General features: G+C 70.9%; 31 protein-coding genes. 11 read left to right on the top strand and 20 right to left on the bottom strand.

Translation table 11 applies throughout. The features are described from left to right. The gene (locus MCHLDSM_RS23620; RefSeq protein ID WP_048472253.1) at nucleotides 1–657 is read right to left on the bottom strand and encodes a TetR/AcrR family transcriptional regulator; all 657 of its coding nucleotides are present in this window, start codon (nucleotides 655–657) and stop codon (nucleotides 1–3) included. A 76-nt stretch (nucleotides 658–733) separates the two neighbouring features. Here MCHLDSM_RS23620 and MCHLDSM_RS23615 point away from each other — a divergent pair, with 76 nt between their 5' ends. Then, complete coding sequence (locus MCHLDSM_RS23615; RefSeq protein ID WP_048472252.1) at nucleotides 734–2,209, top strand: flavin-containing monooxygenase; 1,476 nt, start codon at nucleotides 734–736, stop codon at nucleotides 2,207–2,209. Nucleotides 2,210–2,218: 9 nt separating this feature from the next. On the opposite strand, the gene rraA is transcribed toward MCHLDSM_RS23615, so the two are convergent. The 6 genes from rraA to MCHLDSM_RS23585 all read right to left on the bottom strand — a co-directional run bounded on the left by rraA (nucleotide 2,219) and on the right by MCHLDSM_RS23585 (nucleotide 5,983). Continuing rightward, complete coding sequence (gene rraA, locus MCHLDSM_RS23610) at nucleotides 2,219–2,698, bottom strand: ribonuclease E activity regulator RraA (RefSeq protein ID WP_048472251.1); 480 nt, start codon at nucleotides 2,696–2,698, stop codon at nucleotides 2,219–2,221. A gap of 42 nt (nucleotides 2,699–2,740) precedes the next feature. Next, entirely contained in the window at nucleotides 2,741–3,196 is a 456-nt protein-coding gene (locus MCHLDSM_RS23605) for an MMPL family transporter (RefSeq protein WP_048472250.1), read from the bottom strand. 77 nt (nucleotides 3,197–3,273) lie between these two features. Beyond that, nucleotides 3,274–4,218, bottom strand: coding sequence for a CopD family protein (locus MCHLDSM_RS23600; RefSeq protein WP_407661867.1), 945 nt, complete (start codon nucleotides 4,216–4,218; stop codon nucleotides 3,274–3,276). Beyond that, a complete protein-coding gene (locus tag MCHLDSM_RS23595) occupies nucleotides 4,194–4,727 on the bottom strand; it encodes a copper resistance CopC family protein (protein WP_234714171.1) in 534 nt (177 codons plus the stop codon). The genes MCHLDSM_RS23600 and MCHLDSM_RS23595 overlap by 25 nt, the downstream gene beginning before the upstream one ends. Nucleotides 4,728–4,797: 70 nt before the next feature. Continuing rightward, a complete protein-coding gene (locus MCHLDSM_RS23590) occupies nucleotides 4,798–5,322 on the bottom strand; it encodes a hypothetical protein (protein ID WP_234714170.1) in 525 nt (174 codons plus the stop codon). Nucleotides 5,323–5,326: 4 nt separating this feature from the next. Next, entirely contained in the window at nucleotides 5,327–5,983 is a 657-nt protein-coding gene (locus MCHLDSM_RS23585; protein ID WP_048419477.1) for a DUF6474 family protein, read from the bottom strand. A gap of 207 nt (nucleotides 5,984–6,190) precedes the next feature. On the opposite strand from MCHLDSM_RS23585, the gene MCHLDSM_RS37840 reads away from it, so the two are divergent. The 3 genes from MCHLDSM_RS37840 to MCHLDSM_RS23570 all read left to right on the top strand — a co-directional run bounded on the left by MCHLDSM_RS37840 (nucleotide 6,191) and on the right by MCHLDSM_RS23570 (nucleotide 8,869). Continuing rightward, nucleotides 6,191–7,123, top strand: a complete 933-nt coding sequence (locus MCHLDSM_RS37840; protein WP_053083070.1) for a hypothetical protein — start codon at nucleotides 6,191–6,193, stop codon at nucleotides 7,121–7,123. 91 nt (nucleotides 7,124–7,214) lie between these two features. Further along, on the top strand, nucleotides 7,215–7,706 hold the full coding sequence (locus MCHLDSM_RS23575; protein WP_048472248.1) for an ImmA/IrrE family metallo-endopeptidase: 492 nt from the start codon (nucleotides 7,215–7,217) through the stop codon (nucleotides 7,704–7,706). Beyond that, nucleotides 7,703–8,869, top strand: coding sequence for a hypothetical protein (locus MCHLDSM_RS23570; RefSeq protein ID WP_048472247.1), 1,167 nt, complete (start codon nucleotides 7,703–7,705; stop codon nucleotides 8,867–8,869). Before MCHLDSM_RS23575 ends, MCHLDSM_RS23570 begins: the two co-directional genes overlap by 4 nt. Nucleotides 8,870–8,875: 6 nt before the next feature. On the opposite strand, the gene MCHLDSM_RS23565 is transcribed toward MCHLDSM_RS23570, so the two are convergent. From MCHLDSM_RS23565 to sodN, 3 genes are all read right to left on the bottom strand, one after another. Beyond that, nucleotides 8,876–9,274 (bottom strand): helix-turn-helix domain-containing protein, encoded by a 399-nt coding sequence (locus MCHLDSM_RS23565; protein WP_043415751.1) that lies wholly within the window; start codon nucleotides 9,272–9,274, stop codon nucleotides 8,876–8,878. Between the two features lie 455 nt (nucleotides 9,275–9,729). Then, nucleotides 9,730–10,263 carry a hypothetical protein gene (locus MCHLDSM_RS23560; protein ID WP_048420978.1) on the bottom strand — a complete coding sequence of 178 codons (534 nt, stop codon included), beginning with the start codon at nucleotides 10,261–10,263 and terminating at the stop codon, nucleotides 9,730–9,732. Nucleotides 10,264–10,438: 175 nt separating this feature from the next. After that, complete coding sequence (gene sodN / locus MCHLDSM_RS23555) at nucleotides 10,439–10,861, bottom strand: superoxide dismutase, Ni (protein ID WP_043413591.1); 423 nt, start codon at nucleotides 10,859–10,861, stop codon at nucleotides 10,439–10,441. 23 nt (nucleotides 10,862–10,884) lie between these two features. On the opposite strand from sodN, the gene MCHLDSM_RS23550 reads away from it, so the two are divergent. Beyond that, entirely contained in the window at nucleotides 10,885–11,232 is a 348-nt protein-coding gene (locus MCHLDSM_RS23550; RefSeq protein WP_268782041.1) for a S26 family signal peptidase, read from the top strand. 10 nt (nucleotides 11,233–11,242) lie between these two features. On the opposite strand, the gene MCHLDSM_RS38585 is transcribed toward MCHLDSM_RS23550, so the two are convergent. Continuing rightward, nucleotides 11,243–11,401, bottom strand: a complete 159-nt coding sequence (locus MCHLDSM_RS38585; RefSeq protein WP_165762024.1) for a hypothetical protein — start codon at nucleotides 11,399–11,401, stop codon at nucleotides 11,243–11,245. Nucleotides 11,402–11,809: 408 nt separating this feature from the next. Here MCHLDSM_RS38585 and MCHLDSM_RS23545 point away from each other — a divergent pair, with 408 nt between their 5' ends. From MCHLDSM_RS23545 to MCHLDSM_RS23535, 3 genes are read left to right on the top strand one after another with little or no spacing between them, the layout of a single operon-like run. Continuing rightward, a complete protein-coding gene (locus tag MCHLDSM_RS23545) occupies nucleotides 11,810–12,160 on the top strand; it encodes a rhodanese-like domain-containing protein (protein ID WP_048472246.1) in 351 nt (116 codons plus the stop codon). Between the two features lie 34 nt (nucleotides 12,161–12,194). Beyond that, the gene (locus MCHLDSM_RS23540) at nucleotides 12,195–13,226 is read left to right on the top strand and encodes a DUF4328 domain-containing protein (protein WP_048472245.1); all 1,032 of its coding nucleotides are present in this window, start codon (nucleotides 12,195–12,197) and stop codon (nucleotides 13,224–13,226) included. Nucleotides 13,227–13,230: 4 nt separating this feature from the next. Continuing rightward, nucleotides 13,231–14,052 (top strand): glycerophosphodiester phosphodiesterase, encoded by an 822-nt coding sequence (locus tag MCHLDSM_RS23535; protein ID WP_048420983.1) that lies wholly within the window; start codon nucleotides 13,231–13,233, stop codon nucleotides 14,050–14,052. A gap of 5 nt (nucleotides 14,053–14,057) precedes the next feature. Here MCHLDSM_RS23535 and MCHLDSM_RS23530 read toward each other — a convergent pair whose 3' ends face one another. Genes MCHLDSM_RS23530 through MCHLDSM_RS23520 form a run of 3 tightly spaced genes read right to left on the bottom strand, consistent with a single transcriptional unit; the run spans nucleotide 14,058 to nucleotide 16,879 of the window. Further along, on the bottom strand, nucleotides 14,058–15,311 hold the full coding sequence (locus tag MCHLDSM_RS23530) for an LCP family protein (protein ID WP_174545702.1): 1,254 nt from the start codon (nucleotides 15,309–15,311) through the stop codon (nucleotides 14,058–14,060). Nucleotides 15,312–15,320: 9 nt separating this feature from the next. Next, a complete protein-coding gene (locus MCHLDSM_RS23525) occupies nucleotides 15,321–16,088 on the bottom strand; it encodes a CPBP family intramembrane glutamic endopeptidase (RefSeq protein WP_048472244.1) in 768 nt (255 codons plus the stop codon). Between the two features lie 26 nt (nucleotides 16,089–16,114). Next, nucleotides 16,115–16,879: a DUF2470 domain-containing protein gene (locus tag MCHLDSM_RS23520; protein WP_048472243.1), complete on the bottom strand. Its 765-nt coding sequence runs from the start codon at nucleotides 16,877–16,879 to the stop codon at nucleotides 16,115–16,117. A gap of 112 nt (nucleotides 16,880–16,991) precedes the next feature. Here MCHLDSM_RS23520 and pheA point away from each other — a divergent pair, with 112 nt between their 5' ends. Continuing rightward, entirely contained in the window at nucleotides 16,992–17,912 is a 921-nt protein-coding gene (gene pheA, locus MCHLDSM_RS23515) for a prephenate dehydratase (protein ID WP_048472242.1), read from the top strand. Then, entirely contained in the window at nucleotides 17,909–18,607 is a 699-nt protein-coding gene (locus tag MCHLDSM_RS23510) for a histidine phosphatase family protein (protein WP_048472241.1), read from the top strand. The genes pheA and MCHLDSM_RS23510 overlap by 4 nt, the downstream gene beginning before the upstream one ends. Here MCHLDSM_RS23510 and MCHLDSM_RS23505 read toward each other — a convergent pair. The 3 genes from MCHLDSM_RS23505 to MCHLDSM_RS23495 are packed head-to-tail and all read right to left on the bottom strand — an operon-like array spanning nucleotide 18,587 to nucleotide 20,591. Next, complete coding sequence (locus tag MCHLDSM_RS23505; protein WP_048472240.1) at nucleotides 18,587–18,787, bottom strand: hypothetical protein; 201 nt, start codon at nucleotides 18,785–18,787, stop codon at nucleotides 18,587–18,589. The two genes, MCHLDSM_RS23510 and MCHLDSM_RS23505, sit on opposite strands and share 21 nt — an antisense overlap. Before the next feature lie 60 nt (nucleotides 18,788–18,847). Then, nucleotides 18,848–19,198: a metallopeptidase family protein gene (locus MCHLDSM_RS23500; RefSeq protein ID WP_048472239.1), complete on the bottom strand. Its 351-nt coding sequence runs from the start codon at nucleotides 19,196–19,198 to the stop codon at nucleotides 18,848–18,850. A 4-nt stretch (nucleotides 19,199–19,202) separates the two neighbouring features. Beyond that, complete coding sequence (locus MCHLDSM_RS23495) at nucleotides 19,203–20,591, bottom strand: septum formation family protein (RefSeq protein ID WP_048472238.1); 1,389 nt, start codon at nucleotides 20,589–20,591, stop codon at nucleotides 19,203–19,205. A 94-nt stretch (nucleotides 20,592–20,685) separates the two neighbouring features. On the opposite strand from MCHLDSM_RS23495, the gene serS reads away from it, so the two are divergent. Further along, on the top strand, nucleotides 20,686–21,942 hold the full coding sequence (gene serS, locus MCHLDSM_RS23490) for a serine--tRNA ligase (protein ID WP_048472237.1): 1,257 nt from the start codon (nucleotides 20,686–20,688) through the stop codon (nucleotides 21,940–21,942). Here serS and MCHLDSM_RS23485 read toward each other — a convergent pair. From MCHLDSM_RS23485 to MCHLDSM_RS23475, 3 genes are read right to left on the bottom strand one after another with little or no spacing between them, the layout of a single operon-like run. After that, on the bottom strand, nucleotides 21,939–22,295 hold the full coding sequence (locus MCHLDSM_RS23485; RefSeq protein ID WP_048472904.1) for a hypothetical protein: 357 nt from the start codon (nucleotides 22,293–22,295) through the stop codon (nucleotides 21,939–21,941). The two genes, serS and MCHLDSM_RS23485, sit on opposite strands and share 4 nt — an antisense overlap. After that, nucleotides 22,295–23,845 carry a Rieske 2Fe-2S domain-containing protein gene (locus tag MCHLDSM_RS23480; RefSeq protein WP_048472236.1) on the bottom strand — a complete coding sequence of 517 codons (1,551 nt, stop codon included), beginning with the start codon at nucleotides 23,843–23,845 and terminating at the stop codon, nucleotides 22,295–22,297. Before MCHLDSM_RS23480 ends, MCHLDSM_RS23485 begins: the two co-directional genes overlap by 1 nt. Nucleotides 23,846–23,882: 37 nt before the next feature. Next, a complete protein-coding gene (locus MCHLDSM_RS23475) occupies nucleotides 23,883–24,578 on the bottom strand; it encodes an aminoglycoside 3'-phosphotransferase (protein WP_048472903.1) in 696 nt (231 codons plus the stop codon). Between the last annotated feature and the right edge of the window lie 5 nt (nucleotides 24,579–24,583).

The raw sequence follows: 24,583 nt of genomic DNA, 5'->3' as shown, positions 1-24,583 counted from the left end.
TCAGGGGCCGACATCCCCCGTCGGATCGCCGTAGATGGCCGATGTCCAGATGTGCACGAGGTTGTCCAGCACGCGGTGATCGGGGATCGAGGGCTGGTGACCGATGAAGGCCGCCGCCATCACCGACTCGTTCATCAGGTTCAGGGCGGTCGACAACTCGAGGGCGGGAACCGTCACCGGCGCGGCGCCGTCGGCACGTTCGGCCTCGATGACAGCGGCGATGTGCTCGATCCAGCGCTGCATCGACCGGGCCCACAGCTCACGGGCCTCCGAGTGCGTGTTCCGCACCCCGACCGTCGCCGCGCACACCGCGCGGTGGGCGCCGAAGGTGCTGACGAAGACGTCGATGCCCCGGCGCCAGATCGCCCGCCGATCCGCGGGCCGGTTGGCGATCAGGTCCTCCAGCGCGGCGTCCGCCTCGGCGATGACGCGCTCCAGCAGCGTCAACAGCACCGCGTCCTTCGACGGGAAGTAGAAGTAGAACGTGGGCCGGGAGATCCCGGCGCCCTTGGCCAGATCGTCGACGGAGATCTCGGCCAGCGGGCGGTCTTCCAGCAGCCGTTCTGCGGTCTCGAGGATCGCGATCTCCCGATCGTCGCCGGACGGACGCGTCGCGCGCCTACTCCGGGTCGATCGGGGGTGGCCGGTGGTCGTCACTTCCCCGACTTTACACCCTGTCGATATTTTCGACGCACTGTTGACTGCGTCGACGCGCCGTTGATAGCGTGGCGCGATGACCGAGTTCGTCGACGTCGTCATCGTGGGAGCCGGCATCTCCGGCATCAGCGCCGCCTGGCATCTGCAGGACCGCTGCCCGGGCAAGAGCTACGTCATCCTGGAACGCCGCGCCAACCTCGGTGGCACGTGGGACCTGTTCCAGTACCCCGGTATCCGCTCCGACTCCGACATGTTCACGCTCGGATTCCGCTTCAAGCCGTGGACGTCGAACAAAGCCATCGCCGACGGGCCCGCGATCATGGCCTATCTCAAGGAGACCGTCGCCGAATCCGGCATCGACAAGCACATCCGTTACGGGCAGAACGTCACCCATGCCGACTGGTCCGACGCGGAGAGCCGCTGGACGGTGACCGTCGAACGCGAGGGCGAGCAGGTCGAGATCTCCGCGCGTTACCTGATGGCGTGCAGCGGCTACTACAACTACGACCAGGGCTACTCCCCGGAATTCCCCGGAGCGCAGGACTTCACCGGCCCGATCGTTCATCCCCAGCACTGGCCCGCGGACCTCGACTACGCCGGCAAGCGAATCGTCGTCATCGGCAGCGGCGCCACCGCCGTCACTCTCATTCCGGCGCTTGCCAATTCGGGAGCGGGCCACCTGACCATGCTGCAGCGCTCCCCGACCTTTATCGCGGCGCTGCCCGACGTCGATCCGTTCACCGTCGCGACCAACAAGCGGCTGCCCGCCAAGGCCGCCTACGTGCTGAACCGGTGGAAGAGCATCCTGGCCCAATCCGCGCAGTACCAGATCGCGCGCCGGTTCCCGGACTTCTTCCGCAAGCAACTGCTGACCATGGCCAAGCACCGGCTGCCCGAGGGCTACGACGTCGAGAAGCACTTCAACCCGCGCTACAACCCGTGGGACGAGCGAGTGTGCCTGGCTCCCAACGGCGATCTGTTCAAGACGATCCGCGCCGGCAAGGCCGACGTCGTCACCGACACGATCGAGCGGTTCACCGCGACCGGCATCCAGCTGGCCTCCGGCCAGCACCTGGACGCCGACATCATCGTCACCGCAACGGGTTTGAATCTGCAGCTGTTCGGCGGTGCATCGATCTCCCGCAACGGCGAGCCGCTGGTGCTCAACGACTCGATGGCCTACAAGGGCATGATGCTGACGAACATGCCGAACATGGCGTTCACGATCGGCTACACCAACGCCAGCTGGACCCTGAAGGCCGACCTGGTGTCCGAGTTCTTCTGCCGCGTCATCAATCACATGGACGCCGGCGGATTCGACGCCGTCGAGCCGCAGCACCCCGGCACCACCGTGGACGAGCGGCCGATGATGGACTTCACCCCGGGCTACGTGCTGCGCGCGCTGGACTACCTGCCCAAGGCGGGCTCGCGGACTCCGTGGCGTCTCAAGCAGAACTACCTGCTCGACCTCCAACTGATCCGGCGCGGCAAGGTCGACGACGCGGCACTGAGGTTCACCAGACACCCAGCGCCGGTGCGGACTTCGGCCTAGAGGGTCCCGTCAGCCCTCGACGACCACGATCCCGTCGTCGTCGCTGTAGGCGATGTCGCCGGGGCTGAACACCACACCGCCGAACTCGACGGCGGCGTCGCGCACGCCCTCACCGGTCTTGGTGCTCTTGCGCGGATTCGTGCCCAGCGCCTTGATGCCGATGTCGAGGGTCCGTAACGTCGAGGCGTCCCGCACCGCCCCGTTGATGATCAGTCCCGACCAGCCGTTGGACCGGCCGAGCTCGGCGATGACGTCGCCCACCAACGCGGTGTGCACCGAGCCGTCGCCGTCGATCACCAATACGCCGCCATCACCCGGCTCGGAGAGCACCGACTTCAGCAGCGCATTGTCCTCGAAGCAGCGCACCGTGGTGATCGGGCCGGCGAACTCGGCGCGCCCGCCGAACTGGCGCATCTGCAGATCACAACTGCGGACGTCTGGTCCGATCTCGTCGACCAGGTCAGCGGTGGGGCGAGGGGTGAAGGTCACCGCGCCATTATGCCGCGACGACGAAACCCGTTGGCGCGACGGTCAGTCGTCGTGGTTGCGCCGCGCAGCGAGCAGCACCACGATGACCGCCAGCACACCGGTGATCACCGCGGCGGCGACGGGCAGGCGCGACGACGCCGGCGTGTCACGCGGCACCGGGGGCGGGCCGGTGACAGCGGTGCTCGCGGTGGCGACAGTGGACTTCGCCTGCGCCGCAGCCTCTTTGGCGGCGGTCGCCAGTGCATCGGCGTCCTTCGGCGGTGCCACCGGGGTGGCCGGGGCCTTCGTCGGCGGCGCCTTCTTGGCCGGGGCCTTCTTCGCAGGCGCAGCAGCCTTCTTCGCGGGTGCCTTCTTGGCCGGAGCCTTCTTCGCAGGCGCGGCCTTCTTCGCCGGAGCTTTCTTGGCGGGTGCCTTCTTCGCGGGGGCCTTGTTCACCGGATCGGGCTCCGGGCGTGCGGGATCGTGCCCGTCCTCGGGCCGATCCGACTGCTCCGCCATGTCGCTGCTCCTTCGACGTCTCTGCACCGGCAGGGTGCCCCAATCATGCCAGGTCACCCGTGACGGCTGTCTCGGTGTCAGCCCGTCACCGCGAGCGTCGCGGCGGCTGCCAGCGCCGCGGCCATCAGCGCCAGTTCGGTGTAGGCCCGCGCACGGGACACCTCGGCGCTGGAGCGGTGCGCCCGGGCCGCGGGCAGCCAGTGCGCGCGGTTGCGCCAGGCGAGCACCGTCAACGCGATCGTCAGGGCGATCTTGGCACTCAGCACCCGGCCCCAGCCTGTGCCGATGAGCTGGCCGGGCGCATCGAGCAGCGCCAGCCCGGCCACCACGCCGCCGCCGAGCAGCACCGCGACGCAGCCCAGCGACAGCTGCGAGAACCGCGGCAATACCCGCGCCCACTGACCGCGGTGGTCGACGGTAAGGACGAGGGCAGCCAGGACACCGCACCACACGGCCGCCGCCAGCGCATGCAATGCGATGGCCACCCCGGCTAACGGCTGATCGGCCAGATGCCCGGTGAGCGGGTGGCCCGCGACGCCGATGGCCGCCGCGCCGGCGGTCGCAGCGGCCACCGCAGGGGTCCGCGGCGCGAAACAGGCCGCGGCACACACTGCGGCCGCCGCCGCGACGGTCACCAGGCCGGCCCTGCCGGGCGCCGTGTGCACCGCGAAGTCCCAGACGGTGTGCGCCCCGACGCGGGCGACGCTGCTGCCCGCGGCCTCGGCGGCGGCCAGCACGAGACGCACCAGTTCGGCCGCCAGCCACACCGCCGACGCGGCGGCCAGCGGCGCGGCGGCCCGGCGCAGCAACTCGCCGCGATAGCGCGGACCGTCGAGCGCCGGCACGGCGGCCAGCCCCACGGCGACCACGGCGGCACAGTCGGCCAACCCCCTGACCAGCGCCACGGTCAGCGACGCACCGGGAAAGGCCAGCGCCCAGGCCAGTACGCCCGCCGCCCCGGCGACGAGCACACCGCCCGCCACCGCCCGGCGGTGCGTCACGACCTGCGCCGGACCGCCCACACCGCGCCCGCCGCCACCACGGCCACCGCCGCCACCGCGAACGGCCACGCCGGCAGCCCTCCGGAGGACGACGGCGCCGCCGCCGGTTCCGGAGCCGCGACAGGGGACGACACCGGCGCCGCCGACGCGGTGGCCGCCGTCGTCACGCGGTAGGACCAGGATCCGGTGACCACGTGACCGTCGGCCGACGTCGCGCGGTAGTTGACGGTGTACGTCCCGGCGGGCGCACCGCCGCGGACGCCGACGCTGATCACCGCTCCGTCGACGGTCGGGGTGCCCTGACCCCACTGCCCGCCGTCGGGACCGACCACCGTCATCGCCGCGAACTCGGGTTGCATCTCCTCGTTGAACGTCGCGCTGACCCGGGGTGGGGACTGCGCCAGTTCGGCGTTGTCGGCGGGATCGCCGGCGATCCGCGCGGCGTGGGCCCAGGCGGGCCCGGCGGAGGTCAGTGCCCCCAGGAACAGACCGCTCGCCAGTGCGGCGGCGGCGAGAACGTGGGTGAGCATGGCTGACCCACGATGAAGTGCCTTCATCGAATGTCGTCTTTCTGTGAGGTGTCCGTCAGTTGTCGCGGGGTCAGGCCGCGACAGGCGGACCCCGGTGCGACAACGAGGAGACGAGCACCAGCGCCGAGAACAGTGGTTGGTCGGCGTCACCGACGGCGGCGGCCGGCGCGGAAGACACCGGCGGCGGGAGGTGCACCAGGGTTCGCCGCACGACACGGCTGAGCGCCCGGCACAACCGATCGCCGGCGCAGATCAGGGCGGCGCCCACGAGCACTGCGGCCAGGTGCGCGCCGGCCATCGCCCACAGCGGCGCTGGGTCTGCGTGCGCGTGATGGGCTGCGGCGCTGAGTATTCCGTGGCCCGCGAGCTGCCCGCCGGCGAGCACCAATGTCATCAGCCGGACATCGCCGGTGCGGGGCAGCGCCGCTGCGGTGGCGCCGACCGTGGCGGCCACCAGCAGCAGCTGCACCATGGCGGGACCCGACGGGAGGCCGCCGCCGCCCAGAGCGTGCGCGGCGAGCGTGAGCGCCGTCGTCAGCAGGGCTGCCGCGCCTCCGCGCAGCAGCGCCCCCTGCCGAACCGACGGGCTGGACAACGGGTCAGGCCACGCCCAGGCGCGCCAGCAGATCGGCGTCGATGCCGTCGAGCTGCTGCGCGATCGCCGCGTGGGCGGGGCGGCGGCGGGCCGGCGGCATGTTCTCCGCGGCGGTGACCGCGGCGGCCAGGTCGGTGAGCCGCTCGCTGATCGCGGCGGCGAACTGCTTGGTCTCGGCGTCCTTGGGCTTCTTGTCGGTCAGCTGGCGCAGGGACTGCTCGGCGCCGGCGATGCGGGCCGACAGCTCGCCGCCATGGCCGGAGAACTGGCCCAGCTGGCTGACCGGGACGCCCAGCCTGTCGGCGCGGCGCTCGTCGATCAGCCCCCGCGCGGAGATCGACGCCCGGTACACCAGCGGCACCACCACCGGTGCCAGCAAACGAGAGACGGTCAGCGCCCTGCGAACCCGGGTGGGGGAGAACAACTTGCCTTCGCGCGCGGCCTTGAGTTGTGTTTCAGCAACTTTGAGCGCAGCCCGGTCGCTGTCTCGCTGGGCGCGCAGCTGCGCGCGCAGGGCGCGCTGGGCGGACTTCTGCTCGGCCTTGAAGCGACGCACCTCGTTCTTGGCCGAGAGCTTGGCTTCCAGCTTGGCTTTGGCTTTGATCGCGCGCGCTTCGGCCCTGCGGGTTGCGCGGGACTTGCGCCGTTTGAACAGACTCATCCCTGCGGCCTCTCCACTCATTCCACCGGCATGTCCCGCCGAAGATGCGGCGGTGACGCTGAACAACACTATCGTTCGGGGTGCGCAGCGGCCCGGGTGTGCCCCGGCATCGGCGGAATTACCGCGGTCAGCAAACTCCTTCCTGTGCAAGAATCGACGCACTCCCGAGCGTTCTCGATTCCAGACCCCTGGAGAGGTGGTGACGACGTGGGTTCGCGAGCGCGTACGACTGCGGCAGCCTGCCTCGTCGCCGGTGGGGTCTGGGCCGGGGCAACGGGGACGCCGACGGCGTACGCCGACCCGGCGGATTCCGGCGGCGCGACGGGTGCCGGCGCCACCGGGGGCGTCGACGGCAGGGCCGACGTGCCCGAGCGAGGCACCGGCGCGGGAGCACAGCCCGACGCCGAACCCGCGGCTCCGGCCGCCGAGGACCCGGACCACGAGGCGGCGCCGGCCCCCGACATCGCCGCCACCGACGAGGATCCGACGGTCAGCGACGCCAAGGTCCGGCGGCCCTGCCGGGACGGCGGCAAGGACTGCGGGCCCGGCTGGCCGTGGCCGTGGCCGTGGCCGGACGACGATCCGGATCCGCCCGGCGCGCCGAACCCGTCGAGCGCGGGCGGCGGCAGTGACCGCCCGGTGGGCGTGCCGCGGCCCGGCGGACCACCGCGCCTCGGCAGCGGGCCGGTCGGCACCCGGCCACCCGTCGAGGTCCCGTTCGACCCCGACGTGATCGACACGATCCCCGGCGTCGGGCTGCCGGCCGCCGGCACCGGCGCGCCGATCAGTGCGCCCCTCCTGACCGTTCCCGTCGCGGCAGGCACCGGCGGTGCAGCGACGCCGGCCGCCGTCGGCGGCGGGGCGCCCGCCGCGCCGCGCAGGGTCGTCGCCGAACCTCCACCCGCGCGGCAGCCGCCGCCGGCGCCCGAGGCGCCGCCCGGAGCGCCGGCGACCCCGTCGGGCCGCATCGGCTACGGCGAGGCGCTGCGCACCGCGGGTACGTCGCAACTCGCGGCGCTCGCGCTGCCCGGTGTCGTCGGAATCGTCGTGCTCACCGCCCTGGGCGGCCTCCTGGGGTACCGCCAGGCCAAGGCCGGCCAGGCGCTGCGGGCGCGCGGCACAGCACGATTCATGAACTGAGGGGTTTCGTTCACTCCGACGGGGTGAGCAGCGCATAGTGGAAACATCGGACTGGGTCCGAACGGGTCGAAAAGGGTTGGAAAGGGGAGCCATGCCTGCGAGCCGACGCGTCACCCGTGCGGTCAGCGAGGTGCTCGACCTGGCCCCGCGCCGGGGCGAAGTCTCGTTGCCCCGCCTGGTCGAGGCGGTCAGCGCCCACCGCGACCGGCCCATCGAGCTCACCTCCGGCGACCTGCCGCCGGGCGTGTGCGGGCAGTGGCGGCAGTACGCCGACCGCGACGTCTTCCTCATCCAGCAGGGCCTGCCCGCGTGGGACCGCACGCTGGCCCATGAACTGGGCCACCTGGTGCTCGGGCACGAGGGCATCCCTGTCACGCAGGCGGCCCGGGAGAACACCGAGGTGGCCAGCTCGGAACTCATCGGCTACATGCTCAACCAGCGCACCGGATGCATGGGACCCAGCGGAGAAGACGCCGAACAGGAAGCCGAGGACTTCGCCGCCCTGCTCATCTACCGGCTGGGCCGGCTGCCGTCGGACCGCTCCTCGATCGTTCAGGTGCGGCTCGGAGAGGCGTTTGGTTGATCGTCTGGGTGATCGCCGGCCTCCTCGGCCTGGCGACCGGACTTCGCATCGGATGGGCGCTGGTCAACAAGCAGTCTCTGGTCAGCACCGCGATGATCCTGGCTCTGGGCAGCCTCGGCGTGGTGGCGGCGCTGAACTGGCAGCCGCTGACGCTGCTGATCGACACGCTGCTGCGCTGGCCGAACATCTCGATGGGCCTCAGCCAGGTCGCGTTGATCGCCTGCGCGGCGGGCAGTTGCGTGATGATCACGACGGTCTCGTCGCTGCGCTCCCCGGCGGCGGCCCGAAAACTGGCGATGGTGCAGTACGGCGTGGCGGCCCTGATCGCGGTGGCGAGCCTGGCGGTGTTCTTCGCCGCGGGTCGGGAGCCGGAGATGGCGCCCGAGGAGTATCTGCGGCGCAGCCTGGGCTCTGACGGCACGTCGATCCCGTGGCTGCTGCCGCTGCTGTACGTCATGCTCGCGCTCAGCCTGGTGGCCTGGGCGGGCCTGCGACACAGCAATCGGACACGACGGGGCCGGGCGCTGTTCGTGTTCACCGTCGGCATCGTGCTGATCGTCGCGGCGCTGGCCTTCTTCCTGTTGCGCGCGGTGGGCACCAGCGGCCTGGTCGGGGTCGGCGCCGCGGCGACGCTGCTGGGCTGCGCGATGTTGATCGTGGCCGCGGGCTCGCTGCTGCCCAGCCTCGAGGACTGGTTCGGTGCGCGCCGCGAGCTGCGCACGATCCAACCGCTGCTGACCGAACTGGGCCGTCGGCACCCGGACGTCGGCATCGGGGTCCGCCCGCGCGGGCCGCTGGTCTTCCGTGTGGCGGAGCGCATGTCACTGATCTCGGATGCGCTGTTCCTGGAGGCGACCGCGGCGTCCGGCGCGCTGCAGCGGGTCGAGGCGAGCGGTGGTGGCGCGAAGGTGGGAGAGGTGGATACGGACGGCGAGGAGGATCTCGCAGACATCGCCGCACCACCCGACGTGGCCCCGGTCGAACAGGCGGCCGCCATCGCGGCGTGGATCGCGCTGGGGGAGGAATTCCCCGGCCTGCCCTGGTTACGGCAGCCGGCGAGCTACTCCGATCGGGAGTGGATTCTCGAAATCGCCCGTCAGTACCGCGCTCTCGACTCCGGCAGGTCGAGGGGCGATCTTCGCCGTCACGACCCGCCGGAGTGACGGAGGCTAATCCTCCAGGTTCTCCTTGCGGCGCAGCTCGTCGACCTTCTGCACGATGTCCTGCTTCGCCTCGGCGGACAGGCCCACCGTGCGTGCCGCGATGCGGCGAACGCCCTCGTCGCGCATTCCGGCGAGCAGCGTCAGCTCCTTGTCGAGCTTCTCGTAGTACTCGTCATCGGTGAAGTAGGCGGGCTTGATCCGGAAGAAGTTGGCAAGCGCGGCCATGGTCGCGACGGACGGGTTGGTGCGGTTGCCGGAACGCAGCTGTGACAGATAGGGAGCCGACATGGTCACCCCCTCGGCCTTGAGTGCCGCGATCACCTCGGCGGAGGTGTGGGGGCCGCGTCCTGGCGGGTAGACGGTGTCGAACAAGCGGTTGAGTCGAGCGGCAAACGTGTTGCTCATGGGATTGACCTCCACATACAGACGAGCGGGTTTTTGGGGCGGCGTATTTGCTGATCATCGTAGCGACAGATGTGTCCACAACCAAGTGCAAACCACAGAAAACTGCTCCCAGGCTCGCGTCGCGTTCCGCCGCTGCTCGTGTGAACGACGTCGACGTGGACACCTCCCACCCCCGCGGCAAGGTGCAGTTAGGCAAATAATAACGCCTCCGTAGCAAGCATACGCGCGGCTTTTCCAGAGGTGGCGGCTTTGGGGAAGCGCGATCCGTTGCCGGCAACCGCTCGCGAAACCCCGGACCCCCGGAGCAACGTTTGCTGGACGTGAGGTGTGTCACCGCGCACACGACGGCGTGACGCGTGCTCCATTCCTCGTCGCGCGCAAACGCCCGCCGCGATGGGGCGCGGCTCAGGCGGGAAAGTTGTCAGTAGCCAGTGGCAGACGACGGAATGGGTGGCTCAGGCGGCCAGAAGCATCGCGAGAATCGCCGTGTCGGGATGGCTGATCGGGTCGACACCGACGCGACTGACCATCGACGTCACGGTGCCGTCCGATTCCGCCTCCACCCACGCCGCGCGATGCTCGAGCCCGAGATGAGGCAGGCCGGGCAGCAGCACGCACCCTGACGCGGCACCGCTGCACTCCGGCAGCGACGGCGTGGTCTCCGACGGCGGATGCAGCATCAGCAGCGCGGGCGGCTGGCGCTCGGCGAAGTGCCCGGGCGCGACCGCGGAGTCGCCCACCACGGTTCCCTCGGCGAGGACGAGACCGACCGTGCCCGGTTCGGGTTCGTCAGGCAGTTCCTCGCGCGCACCGAAGATCGTCGTCGTGGAGAGCAGGCCGGGCAGCGAGGCCACCCGGACCGCGACCATCAACAGCTGCGCCCACTCCTTGGTCGAGTCGGGCCAGCGGCCGGACACCACGAACCCCTTCAGCGACCCGCGCGAATGAAACGGTGCGATCTCGATCGCCCGACCGGACCCGAAATCCATCTCGCCTCCCGGCATCGGTGAGCAAAAGCAGACACGTCTGTGGGTCGATTTGCTCAGGATGCGGCAGATTCCCGGTGACGCGCAAGTGGACACGAGGGCTACGGCCGGACGCGCCGACGAAAACCGGCCCGGTCGACGAACGACCGGGCCGGGTGACGTGGATGTGCGGAAGAGATCAGGCAGGCGGGTACACGCCCATCTGCTTGCCCTTGTCGGTCTGCCAGAAGATGTCGGAGATCTCGTCGATCGTCTTGAGCAGCTTCTCGGCCACGGCGGCGTCCAGCGACTTCTTCACGTCGCCGGCACCGTGCACGCCGTCCCAGAACAGCTGGTGCAGGTTCGGGAACTGCTCGAAGTGGTCCTTGGTGAAGAAGTCGGCCCACAGCACCATCAGGTGGTGCTTGACCTCTTCGGCCTGCCGCTCCTTGATGATGATCGCGCGGGTCTTGAAGTGCTCATCGTCCGAATCGTGGTACTTCTGAATCGTTTTCAGGCAGGACAGCGCCTCGATCTTGGCCTGCGCGGGATCGTAGACGCCGCAGTACAGATCGCAGTGGGCATGGGCAGGGGTGGCGTTGGCGAAAAGTCGATGCAGCATGGTCCTAACTTACCCTCAAGGTCATGAGGCGTAACCAGGGGCGGCGGCTCTTTCCGCACGGCTCACCGGTGCGGCGCTTCGTGGTCGTGGAGGACTCCATGCGCCCGACTCTGGTGCCCGGCGACGGACTGCTCGCAGTGCGGTGCGGCACCCCGAAGACGGGGCAGTTGCGGGTGTTCCCCGACCCGCGGATGTCGACGCGCTATCTGATCAAGCGGGTCGGGGGAGTGCGTCGCTCACCGGAGGGCACGACGTTCGAGGCCGTGTCCGACAACGCGGGCGCGCCGGGGGTGACTGATTCGCGGGTGTTCGGCTGGGTGCCGGCGGCGCAGTCCTACCGGGTGCTGTGGACGGTGCGGTCAGCCCGTTGAGGCGGGTGGGTCAGAACAGGACGAGCACGGCGAGCACACCGAGCAGGACCAGAGCGATCAGTCCCGCCCGCAGGAACGCCATCAACTGGCTGCGGGTGTAGACGCGCGAGGACGTCTGCCACTCCGACGGCGGGTAAGCGGATCCCGAACCCATCGACGACTGCGCCATCAGACGCTCCTCACCTGCACGCTTGATACCTCCCCCAAGTCTTCACCCCAGTGAGATCGGTCACATGTTCAACCCTGTGATCGCGATCATAACCTCATCTGTTCGCCGCGGAAAAATCGACCGGGGCGCTCGCCCGACGCAGATCAATTCGTTAGTCGTACGAGGCATTTCGCTCGGTTCGTTTCCTGTCCTGCCAGAGGGCTGTGAATCGCCGCGGCGTTTCGCGGCCCCGTTATCCACAACCGGAGGCGGTCCACGCGCCGATCGAGCGGCTCATCGCCGGATCGCCGCCGTTGCGGCCTGTGGATGAACCTGTGGAATCTGTGGATAGCGTGCGCCGCGGGGACGATATTGCTGCCGGAGCGGCAATGCTGGTGCCCTGCGTCCGGCGCATGTCAGCATGGCCACATGGACGACACCGGTGTGCCGCAGGCCGCGATCGAACAGGTGCCGTCGGCGTTCGACGACGCCGACGACGCGCGGGTGCTTCTCGACGTGCGCGAAGACGACGAGTGGCGCGCCGGGCACGCGCCCGGCGCCCGCCACATCCCGATGAGCGACGTCCCGGCCCGGATGGCGGAGATCCCGCCCGACGCCGAGCTGTTCGTCGTCTGTCACGCCGGGGGCCGCTCGCAGCGGGTCGCCCAGTATCTGGCGCGCAACGGCTACCGTCCCGTCAACGTCAGCGGGGGCATGCTCGCCTGGGCCGGTGCCGGCCGGCCGGTGGTCACCGACGACGGCGGGACGGGCGCGGTCTGAACCGGCTCCCAGACGCCGACATTAAGCTGGCCGGATGATCCAGGTCTGCTCCCAGTGCGGGACGCGGTGGAACGTGCGCGACCGGCAGCGGGTGTGGTGTCCGCGCTGCCGGGGGACGCTGCTCGCGCCCGGGAGCCCTGCCTCCTCGCCCGAGTGGAGCCGCGGCCAGGCCGGACCTGCGCAGCGCCGGCCCGGATCTGCTCTGCCGTCGGGCTTCCGCTGGGTCGCGGTCCGGCCGGGCACCCCGCCCCCGCCGCGGCGCCCCCGTCGCGCGCTCGGCCCGACACCGCGCTACGCCACGATCCCGCGCTGGGGCCTGGTCGAACACTTCGAGACACCCACCGAGGAGCGCCCGGTCCGCACCGGTCCGTCGCTGAACGCGGTCCGGATGACGCTGGTGACGACGGCAGCGGTGCTCGCGGCGGCCGCGTTCGTCCATCTGATCCGGTACGTGCTGCTCATCATCAACCGCACCGTGCTGCTCAACCCGTGGGTGGCCGGCATCGCCACCTGGGGTGGGGTCGCCATCAGCGTGGTGGCGATCTTCATGGTGGTGGCGAGCGCGCTGCTGCTGTCGAACTGGCTGGTGGCCCGCCGCGCTGCGGCCTACGCCCATCATCACCACGAGGACCCCCGGCCGTCGTGGGCGCTGCGGGCCGGGAGCCTGATTCCGCTGGTCAATCTGGCGTGGGCGCCGGTGTTCGTGCTCGAACTCGCCCACGTCGAGAACCGGCAGCGGTGGATGGGCCGGCCGATCGTGGTGTGGTGGGTGGTGTGGATCGCGAGCACCGCGGTGTCGCTGTTCTCGATCGCCACCAGTTTCACCACGGATCCGCAGGGCATCGCCGACAACACCGTGGTCACGATCGTGGCCTACCTGTTCGCCGCCGCGGCGGTGCTGCTGGTCCTGCAGGTGTTCCTGGGCTTCGAACGCCAGCCCGTGGAGCGGCCGTCCAAGCGCTGGGTGATGGTCGCCGCAGCCGGCCCGAAGGACACCGCCGAGGACACGAAAACCGACGATCCCGCGCGTGCGGTTGAGCCCGAAGGGCAGAACCCGGCAGCATAACGGTATGAGCTCCGGCGGGACGTCCGACGGCCACCCCTTCGTGGTGGCCCACCGCGGCGCCTCCGCCGACCGGCCCGAGCACACCCACGCCGCCTATGAGCGTGCCCTCGACGAGGGCGCCGACGCCGTCGAATGCGACGTCCGGCTGACCCGCGACGGCCATCTGGTGTGCGTGCACGACCGTCGGCTGGATCGGACGTCCACCGGTTCGGGTCTGGTCAGTGAGATGACACTGGCGCAGCTGCGCGAACTCGACTACGGCGCGTGGCACCCCAGTTGGCGCCCGGACGGCAGCCACGGCGACACGGGTCTGCTGACGCTGGACGACCTGGTGTCGCTGGTCCTCGACTGGAACCGGCCGGTGAAGATGTTCATCGAGACCAAGCACCCGGTGCGCTACGGCGCGCTGGTGGAGAGCAAGGTGCTGGCCCTGCTGCACCGGTACGGGATCGCGTCGCCGGCGTCCGCCGATCTGTCCCGTGCGGTGGTGATGTCGTTCTCCGCGGCCGCGGTGTGGCGGATCCGCCGCGCGGCACCGCTGCTGCCGACGGTGTTGCTCGGGGAGACTTCCCGCTATCTCGGCGGGGGCGCGGCGACCACGGTGGGCGCCACCGCGGTCGGTCCGTCGATCGCCACGCTGCGCGCGCATCCGGAATTGGTGGACCGGGCGGCGGCGCAGGGCCGCGCCCTGTACTGCTGGACCGTCGACCACTACGAGGACGTGCAGTACTGCCGCGACCTCGGGGTGGCGTGGATCGCGACGAATCACCCTGGCCGCACCAAGGATTGGCTGCAGAATGGGCTGACCGGCGCGGGCCGCGACTGACGCCGCTACGGGTTCGCGGCGTCGAGTACGTCCTGCGGGATCGGGGCGTCGGAGGCCAGGGCCGAGAACAGCTGCTGGGCGGCGTCGCTGTCCCACACGACGATCGAGCCCGAGCCGTTCTCGGTGAACTCCCCGATCGGCACCGTGATGTTCTGCATGTCGCCGCGCAGCGCCCAGCCCAGCCGGGCCAGGTCCCAGATGTGGTCGCCGTCGTCGACGGTGACGGTGTCGGCCGCGGCGCTCGCCATCGGGTACCACCGCAACGGGTTGAGCAGTACCGACGGGCTGGCGGCCCGGTGCACCAGCGTCGACATGAACGCGCGCTGGTTGGCCATCCGGTCGAGGTCTGCGCGCGGGGTGGCCCGGCTGCGGACGAAGCCGAGGGCCTGCTGCCCGTCGACGTGCTGACAGCCTGCGGGCAGGTCGATACCGGCCAGCGGGTCGCTGATCGGCTCGGTGGGGCAGACGGTGACGCCGCCGACCGCGTCGACGAGGCCGGCGAAGCCGCCGAAGCCGATCTCGGCGTAGTGGTCGATCCGCAGGCCGGTGGCCTCCTCGACCGTCTGGGTCAGCAGCGCGGGACCGCCGAGGGAGAACGCGGCGTTGATCTTGTCGCTGTCGTAGCCGGGGATCGGGACGTAGGAGTCGCGGGGGATCGAGACCATCGTGGCCGGGGTGCTCGATCCCAGGCCCGGCAGGTGCACCAGCAGGATCGTGTCGGTGCGGCTGTTTCCGAGGTCGCCGCCGGTGGCGAGCTCGGCCTGCTGTTCGGGGGTCAGGTCGGAGCGGCTGTCGGAGCCCACCAGCAGCCACGTCGTCCCGGCGCCCTGGGCGGGGCGCTCGGCGTAGTCGGTGAGCGCGGGGATGCGTCGCAGCGACGTGTCGATCCAGACGCCGACGCCCACCAGGGCCAGGCACACCACCAGCAGGACCACCGGCACCAGACGCAGCCACCGCCGGACGCGGCCGCGGGTGCGGCGCGGTGCGGGTGGGGCAGGAGGCGGCACTGGCCGGCGGGCGCGCGGCGGTGGCGGCGGCGGTGGGGGTGTGGGGGGCCGCGACGGCCGGGCCTGCGGGGGCGCCGGGGGCGGGGCGGCGGGCCTGCGCTGCGGCGTGGGCGGATTCGGCGGCCACACCGGTGGCGGGGGCCGGTAGCGCGGATCGCGCCGGAGCGACTGCGGCGGCTCACGCCGGGGCGGATGTCCCCGCGGCGGCGGCGGTGGAACCGGCCCCGGGACAGGCGGCCGCTTGTCGGTCACAGCAAGAACCTACTGCAACCAGCCCAGTCTGCCGGCGAGCAACGAGTATCCGACGAAGGCGACCGCGTCGATCAGCGTGTGCGCGATGATCAGCGGCCACAGTCGGCCGGTGCGCTGCCAGGCGTAGCCGAACACCAGCCCCATCGCGACGTTGCCCAGCCCGGCGCCGAAACCCTGGTACAGGTGGTAGGTCCCGCGCAGCAGGCTCGAGATCACCAGCGCGACCCAGGGATTGACCCGCAGCTGGCGCAACCGGGTGAGCAGGAAGCCCACCACGACGACCTCTTCGGCCCAACCGTTGCCGAACGACAGCAGCAGCAGCACCGGGATGCGCCACCAGGTGTCGTTGAGTTCGGCCGGTTCGACCGAGGCGTTCACCCCGAGCACGCGGGCGATCTGGTAGAGCGCCAGACCGGGAACGCCGATCATCAGCGCGAGCCCGACACCACCGAGAATGTCGGAGCGCCAACGGATTCGGGTCAGGCCGATGCGTGCGGGTCCGTCACCGCCGCGCCACAGCAGGTACAGCGCGAGCCCGCCCCAGGCCAACAGCTGGAACAGCCCGGCCAGGTTGAGGCCGAGGTCGATCAGGCTGAACGGCGAGCGGCGCGGGTTGAGCGCCACGGTCTGCCCGGACAGTCCGAGCAGGACGGCCTCGATCAGCCGCAGCAGCGCGGTGTAGGCGCTGAGCGCGAAGGTCACCGCCAGCACGACGGCGATCTCGATGCGCAGGGCGCGGCGCTGCGCATCGGTCAGCTGGTCGGCGGGCGAGCTCACCGCAGCTACGGTAGCGGTGCGTCCGCTCAGACGCGTCGGGCGCGCAGACCGTTGAGGAACGGGCACCCCATCAGCACCCGGATCGCCTGGCTGAGCCCGGTGACGTCGTCGACCGGCGCGGCGAACGGCAGCCGCACATCGTGGTCGCCCCCGTCGGATTCCACCCGCAGCGCGACCCCGTACCGGTCGAGGCCCAGCGGACGCACCCGTCCGCGCCGCAGAGCGCCGGGCAACCGGTTGGCGAGCCGGTCGACGACGTCGCGGTGGTCGGACTCCAGGTGCTGCAGCCAGCAGGACTCCATCTCGCAGAACGGATCCGGGCGGGCGGCCAGCAGGTCGCCGACGGCGACGGACTCGGCGCCGGTGGAGTCGGCGGCGACCACCGACTCGATCTCCAGTCGCATCAGCACGTACCGGCTCTCGTCGGAATGTACCTGCAGCAGAGCGGGATTCGGGTCCGAGGCGGCGATCAGGTCGAGTAGCTCGCTGACGTCGCGGTCGGCGACATCGCGCAACCGGCCCTGGACCCACACCAGCGAGCGCACCGGTTCGCGTAGTGCGATGGGCGCGTAGTCGGTCATCTCGAGCACCGCCTGCACGCCGGCCGCGCCGGCGGTGGCGACCGACGCGGCGAGCCTGCCCGCCGACGGCACCGTGACCGCGAACGAGCCGTCGCAGAGCAGGTGGTGCACCGGTGTGGCGGTGGGGTCGATGCCGTCGACGGCGATCATCGCGCCGCCGGCCCGTGCGCAGGCGCTGCGGATCCGCTCTGCGGTGGTCGGTGCAGTCATCGTGTCACCCTTTCGTTGGTAAGGTAACCCTAACTTAGGAGCGATCACGGGGATGCGCAAGGCTTTCCCGCAGCGGAACGGGATTACCACTGCGACCCGATAGGCTGTCGCCGTGTCCGGCATCGCCTATCTCGGTCCCGAAGGGACGTTCACCGAGGCGGCCCTGCGCGCGATCGAGTCGAACGGCCTGATCCCCGGCCTCTCCGAGCCGGTCACCCCGATCGCCACCGACAGCACGGCCGCCGCGCTGGCCGCGGTCCGCGCCGGTGAGGCCGCGTTCGCGTGTGTGCCGATCGAGAACTCGATCGAGGGCTCGGTGCTGCCGACACTGGACAGCCTCGCCGCCGGGTCGCCGCTGCAGATCTTCGCCGAACTGACCCTCGACGTGGCGTTCACCATCGCGGTGCGTCCCGGCACGTCCGCCGACGAGATCCGCACGGTCGCCGCGTTCCCGGTGGCGGCCGCCCAGGTGAAGCGCTGGCTGGCCGACCATCTGCCCAAAGCCGTTCTGGTGCCTGCTCATTCGAACGCCGCGGCCGCCACCGAGGTGGCCGACGGCAGGGCCGACGCCGGCGTCAGCACCGCGCTGGCCACTGCGCGTTACGGCCTCGAGGCGCTGGCCGCCGACGTCGTCGACGAGGCCAACGCCCGGACCCGGTTCGTCCTCGTCGGCGTGCCCGCGACACCGCCGAAGCGCACCGGCGCCGACCGCACGTCGGTGGTGCTGCGCCTGGAGAACCTGCCGGGCGCGCTGGTCGCGGCGATGTCGGAGTTGTCGATCCGCGACATCGACCTGACCCGCATCGAGTCGCGGCCCACCCGCGTCGAGCTGGGCACGTACATGTTCTTCCTCGACGTCGTCGGCCACATCGACGACGAACCGGTCGCCGAGGCCCTGCGCGCGCTGCACCGCCGTTGCGCCGACGTGCGCTACCTCGGATCGTGGCCCACCGGCGAGGCCGCGGGCACGCCGCCACCGGCGTTGGACGAGGCGTCGGCGTGGCTCGACGGGCTGCGGAAGGGCACGCCGTGAGCGGCCGGCTCGTCCTGGTCCGGCACGGGCAGTCGCACGGCAACGTCGCGCGCCGCCTGGACACCCGCCCGCCCGGGGCCGAACTGACCGACCTGGGCCGCGAACAGGCCCGTGGCTTCGCCGGCACGCTCGCCGAGCCGCCCGGCATGATCGCCCACTCGATCGCGACGCGGGCGGTGCAGACCGCGAGCGAAATCCATGGCGCGATCCGCAGCACCCCGGACGGTCCGCACGCGTTCGAGGGCCTGCACGAGGTGCAGGTCGGCGAGCTCGAGGACCGCGCCGACGAGGCCGCCCACGACGAGTTCAACGCGATCTACCGGCGCTGGCACGAAGGCGAGCTGAGCGTGGCGCTGCCCGGCGGCGAGAACGGGCACCAGGTGCTGGAGCGCTACGTCCCGGTGCTCGACCAGCTGCGGATGCGTTACCTCGACGACGACGCCTGGAGCGGCGACATCGTGGTGGTCAGCCACGGCGCGGCGATCAGGCTGGTCTCGGCCGTGCTGGCCGGTGTGGAGGCAGGCTTCGCGATCGACCACCACCTCACGAACGCCGAGGCGGTCATCCTCGCGCCGGTCACCGACGGCCGGTGGAGCTGTGTGCAGTGGGGCAGCCTGACCCCGCCGTTCGGGCCGGAAGCCTCGGTGACGACGGCAGGCGACTCGGCGGGCTCGTCAGCCGACCCGATGGGCTGACACCGCACCGACCTCGTCGCACACGCAGCCGACCGCGCTGCAGTCCAGGTGCATGTCGTGCGCCGCGGGCGGGGTGAGACACCCGTCCTCGGTGCATTCGTCCCGACGGTAGGCGTGGTGGATCACCGCACCGTGGCAGTGCTCGAGACCCGCCGCGCAGGCACGGCACTGATCAGTCATGACCCCATTCGTAGCACCGATGCCCGACGAGATCGTGGTGCCGCGCGAGGAAGGCGGCGCTCAGCCCCAGCCGAGTTCGTGCAGCCGGTCGTCGTCGATGCCGAAGTGGTGGGCGATCTCGTGGATGACCGTGATGGCCACCTCGTTGACCACCTCGTCGTCGTTGTGACAGATGTCCAGCAGGGCGTCCCGGTAGATCGTGATGGTGTCCGGCAGGGCGCCGGCGTACCAGGAGTCGCGTTCGGTCAGCGCCACGCCCTCGTAGAGCCCGAGCAGTTCCGGCTCGTCGGCGTTGCGGTCGGCGACGAGGATCACCACGTTGTCGATGGCCGCCGCCAGGTCGGGCGGGATGAGATCCAGCGCGTCGCCGACCAACTCGTCGAACCGTTGCGGACTCATCCGCACGGCCACCGGGTCAGGTCCCCGGCGGCGGTGGCAGCAGCGGTGCGGGCGGCGGCGGTTCGGCCGGCGCCGGCGCGGGCGGGGCAGGCACGTCCGCCGGGGGCGGCGGGCCGTCCAGGGGTGCGCCCGGCGGGGGTGGCGGCGGCCCGTTGAGGAACGTGTTGCCCTGCGGCGGCGCCTGGTCGGTGGCCGGGGCCTGTTCGGTGGGCGTCGGCGCGGCCGTCGTCGCCAGCTGCGGCATGTGCTGGGTCTGCTGCCCGCTGCCGGTGCTCTGGTCCGACGATGACGAAGACGATGACGACGAACCGCTGCTCGAGCTGCTGGACTGCGACGACGAGTCGGGCACCTGCGGCACGTCGATCGGGGGCAGGTTGAGGCGCTCCTCCGGGATGTCCGGCGGCGGCACGGGCGGCTGACCGTTGATCATCAGCGGGCCCTTGGCGCTGTTGAGCAGTGTCGACCACCCGCCGTTGCCGAGCGTGGCGCCGATGCTGCAGGACACCTGGCGGCTGCCCGCCGACCAGCTCGGCAGCGAGATCGTGCTGTAGATCAGCGTCAGCGTGGTGTTCCGCAGCTGGATCGGCGCCAGGTAGGCGTCGGTCATCTTGGTGCAGGTGTCCTTGATGAAGGAGTCCTGGTCGGCTTCGGCCGGCAGCCCGCCGGGGAACTTCTCGGCGAGGTTCACCGCTCCGGTGACCTCCATCGCGTGCGGCGCCGCGCAGTCGACGGGGATGTCGGTCGGCTGGTTGGTCGAGGGGTCGATGCCCAGGCACGTGCCCGCCGTCCACACCTTCGACTGGTCGATGTCGGCGACCTTGCCGGTGAAGGCCAGCTGCTGGTTGTTGGGGCCCGGCAGCTGCAGCCCGCACAGCATGCGGCGCTCACCCGACTGCTTCCAGGCCTTGTCGCCCGACCACAGCATGCTGATCGTGAACCGGCTGTTCGGATCGAACTTCGCGCCCAGGTAGCGCCGGACCGCGGCGGAGCACTGCTCCTGGCTGATCTGCTGGATGCGCGCCGCCGACGGCGGGGCGGCGTCGGGGCCGTACTCGCTGCCCGGGAACGTGCGCATGTCCACCGACTCGGCGACCTCGAAGCGGTGCTCGGTGGTGCAGTCGACGATCTGGGCGGCGTCGGGGGTGCGCTCCGGCCAGTTCAGGCAGTCCCCGCTCTTGGCGTGGTCGAACGTGTCGTTGCCGCGCGGGCCCAGCGAGATCGAGTTCGCCGTCAGCCCCCCGGCCGGATCGGCCTGCGGCAGCGCGGTGATGATGCCCGCGATCAACAGCCCGCCGAGTGCCGTCAGCAGCAGCGCCCGGCGGGTCGACTCAGCCTGCAGGCTGTGCCACCAGCGCGTCGGGCGGGCGGGCGGGTTCTCGGGTCCCGGTCGGGGTGTCGCGGACATCGCGATCCATTGTGACAGGCGTGTCAGGCCCTGTGACAAGTGATGCAGCTGTAACGTTATGCGGCTGACGCCGCGGCCCGTAGGGTTGCCCGATGTGATCGACCTGAAGGTGCTTCGAGAGGACCCCGACGCGGTGCGCGCGTCGCAGCGAGCCCGCGGCGAGGATCCCGCGCTCGTCGACTCCCTGCTGCAGGCCGACGCGGCGCGTCGGGCCGCGATCTCCGAGGGTGACACCCTGCGCGCCGAGCAGAAGACAGCCAGTAGGGCCGTCGGCAAGGCCTCGCCCGAGGAACGCCCCGCGCTGCTGGCCGCGGCCAAGGAACTCTCTGAACGGGTCCGGGCCGCCGAGGTGGCGCAGACCGACGCCGAGCGCGCCTTCACGGCAGCGCACATGGCGATCTCGAACGTCATCATCGACGGCGTGCCCGCCGGCGGGGAGGACGCGTTCGTCGTGCTCGACACCGTCGGCGAACCGCCCGTGATCGAGAACCCGAAGGACCACCTCGAGCTCGGCGAATCCCTCGGGCTGATCGACATGGACCGCGGCGCCAAGGTCTCGGGGTCGCGCTTCTACTTCCTCACCGGGTACGGCGCGCTGCTGCAGCTCGCGCTGTTCCAGCTCGCCGTGCGCACCGCCACCGAGAACGGCTTCACGCTGGTGGTCCCGCCGGTGCTGGTGCGCCCGGAGATCATGGCGGGCACCGGGTTCCTCGGCGCCCACGCCGACGAGGTCTATCACCTCGCCGAGGACGATCTGTACCTCGTCGGCACCTCGGAGGTGCCGCTGGCCGGGTTCCACTCCGACGAGATCCTCGACCTGTCCGGCGGCCCGCGCCGCTACGCCGGCTGGTCGTCGTGCTTCCGGCGCGAAGCAGGCAGCTACGGAAAGGACACCCGCGGCATCATCCGGGTGCACCAGTTCGACAAGGTCGAAGGCTTCGTCTACTGCCGGCCCGACGAGGCCGAGGCCGAGCACGAGCGGCTGCTCGGGTGGCAGCGCCAGATGCTCGCCCACATCGAGGTGCCCTACCGGGTGATCGACATCGCCGCCGGCGACCTGGGTTCCTCGGCGGCGCGCAAGTTCGACTGCGAGGCCTGGGTGCCGACCCAGCAGACCTACCGCGAGCTGACCTCGACGTCGAATTGCACGACGTTCCAGGCCCGCCGGCTGGCGGTCCGCTACCGCGACGAGAACGGCAAGCCGCAGACGGCCGCGACGCTGAACGGGACGCTGGCCACCACGCGCTGGCTGGTCGCGATCCTGGAGAACCATCAGCAGCCCGACGGCAGTGTGCGGGTGCCGCAGGCGCTGGTGCCCTATGTCGGGGTCGAGGTGCTGACGCCGAGCTAGCGGCGGTCCAGAAGCTGTTCGAGGACGTCGACGAACTCGCGGGGATGCACCGGGGTGCAGGCCGGGTCGGGGAAGGCGCCGCGGACGTCGAGGGTGACCAGGGTGGACTTCAGCGGCCGGTTCACGTCCAGCGGCAGCCAGCGCCGGAAGTCGGTGCCCCACAACCGGAACCGCGACAGGAACAGGCCCAGCGGGGCGACCTGGTAACCGCGGATGTCCCGCAGCGGGATGATCTTCGACGTGCCCGACGGGAAGTGGTAGCGACGCAACGTCAGCGCCTCCCGGTCGAGCTGGATCAGCCCGTCGTCGTAGTACAGGTTCGAGATGCCCACGGTCGGTTCCGGTTCTGCCATCACAGCTTCGCCGACCGCAACTCGTGGCCCCGGGTGGTCAGGCACCGGCCGTTCGTCAGATTCCACTGCCAGCCGTGCAGGTTGCAGGTGAGCGTCGAGCCCTCGATCACCCCGAACTTCGACAGGTCGGCCTTCAGGTGCGGGCAGCGGCGCTGGATCTCCCAGCCGTCCAGCGTGATCGAGGCACTGTCGTCGTGGGCCTCGGCGAACCAGCCGTCGGCGTAGGCGATGCGCTCGTCGGTCAGGCACTTGAAGAAGGTGTAGAGGTACTCGTTGTAGCCGCCCACCCGCCACGCCCGGAACCGGGTGGACAGGAAGATGGTGTTGACCCAGTCGGGTTCGCGGTCGCGGACCACCGTGCGGACCAGCTCGGGTGCGATCGCGAAGCCGTACCGGAATTTCTCCTCCGAGATCGGTTCGCGCACAGCGCGTTTCGGGAAGTCCAGCACCACCGTTTCGGGACCGAGGCGCAACTCCACCGGATAACCGATGCCGTCGCAGATCTGGTCGGAGGCCAGCATCACCGGCTCGAACAACTCCCGCAGCGGCTCGAGCAGCGGCTCCCCGCTCGCCGGCGCCCACGAGGCCTTCTCGGCGGCCAGCACGGGCGCCATCCGCTCGGCGTAGGCGGCGATGTAGTCGGCCTTGCCGGTGGTGAAGATCGCCCGCACCTCGTCGTCGGGGACCGGATGGGTCAGCGAATCCAGTTGCGCGCCGGTGAAATCGGCGGTCGAGCCGGGAATCATGAGCAGGCCGCCGTCGTGGCCGTGCGCGGCCATCTGGTCGAGGAACACCACCTGGTCGGGGAAGATGTTCGCCGGGTCGCCGTGGTCGTCGTTGAGGTCGCGCAGCTCCGGGTCCAGGAAGCAGGGCGGGCCCGCCGACGGGATCACCCAGGTGGCGCCGACCTGTGCGATGTACTGCCGGCACCGGTCCATCTGGCGCTGCCGCTTCTGGACGCCGAAGGCCTCCTTGGCGCGGGCGGGCATGTCGTAGACCATCGGGTACCAGATCGCGCCGGAGTACTGCAGCATGTGCACGTCGATCTGCCCGAAGTCGGCGGCGAGCACGTCGAGGTCGACCGGCCGTGCGTCGTTCATGTTGAACGCGACGGTCTCACCGTCGTCGACCACCAGGCCCGAGTCGCCGATGGGGCCGTCGGCAGGCGCCCGCAGCGCGATGATCATCACGTCGAGATCGCCCTTGGGCCCGCTGACACGGTGCTTGACAGAATCGGTGGTCTCGAAGAAGCGGTGGAAGCCAAGCTTCTCCAGTTCGCGGCGCAGGTCGGGCACCGGGAAGTCGGGCAGCAGCACCACGGCGTCCTTGTTGACGTGGGCGCGCAGGTTCGCGGGGTCGAAGTGGTCCTTGTGCAGGTGCGAGACGTACAGGTAGTCGACGTCGCCGAGCGCCGCCCAGTCCAGACCGCTGTTGTCGGGGAACGGGAACCACGACGCGAAGTAGGCCGGGTTGACCCACGGGTCGCACAGGATGCTCCCGGCGGCGGTGTCGATGCGGAAGCCGGCGTGCCCGACACTGGTGACCTGCACGAATACCCCTCTACTGGCTGCTTGCTCGCCTGTCAGCTTAGCCCGGCGGCGTGGGCTCGTCGTTCCACCGGCGCCGGTAGAACGCGATGCGTTCCGGGTCCGCACGTACCCCGTAGGCGTCGAGCAACACGGTCTCCCAGCGGCCCTCCGGAAAGTTCCAGTCCAGCGACATCGTGGCGATCGCGAGGTCGGCCCACCGGTCGGCGACGCCGAGGTCGCCGAGGTCGACGTGGCCCGCACACGATCCGTCGTCGGCCATCAGCGTGTTGGGCGCGCACGCATCGCCGTGGCACACCACGAGCAGGTCCGGTGCAGGGGTGCGTTCGCCGACCCAGGACGGCGGGCCGAACGGGCAATCCGCGACGGGCAGCGCGTCGTGCAGGCGGCGCAGGCCGGCGCCGATGGCCCGCGCCGCGGTCTCGGGCCGCCCGGCCCACCGCGGATCCACCGCGGAGCGGCCCGGGAGCGCGGCGGTGCGCAACCAGCCCGGCCCGTTGTCGAGCACCTCCGGCACGGTGGCGTACCGGTGCGCCCACCGCAGCCGCACCACCTCGTCGTCGAGCAGGTGCGCCTCCGCGTCGGGGTAGGTCTTGACGTACTCCGCGGGGGCGGGCCCGCCGACGCGGAACGTGACTCCGCCGAGCTCGTTGACCCAGACCGCGCTGACCGGCCGGTTGCCGGCGATCTCGGCGACGACCCTCGGCACGGGAAGCGGTCGGCTCGGCGTACTCACGGCAG

The organism is Mycolicibacterium chlorophenolicum (genome assembly GCF_001044235.1).
GTDB classification, from domain to species: domain Bacteria; phylum Actinomycetota; class Actinomycetes; order Mycobacteriales; family Mycobacteriaceae; genus Mycobacterium; species Mycobacterium chlorophenolicum.
The sequence above is the reverse complement of the archived record's forward strand: the minus strand, read 5'-3'. Positions and strand labels throughout refer to the sequence as shown.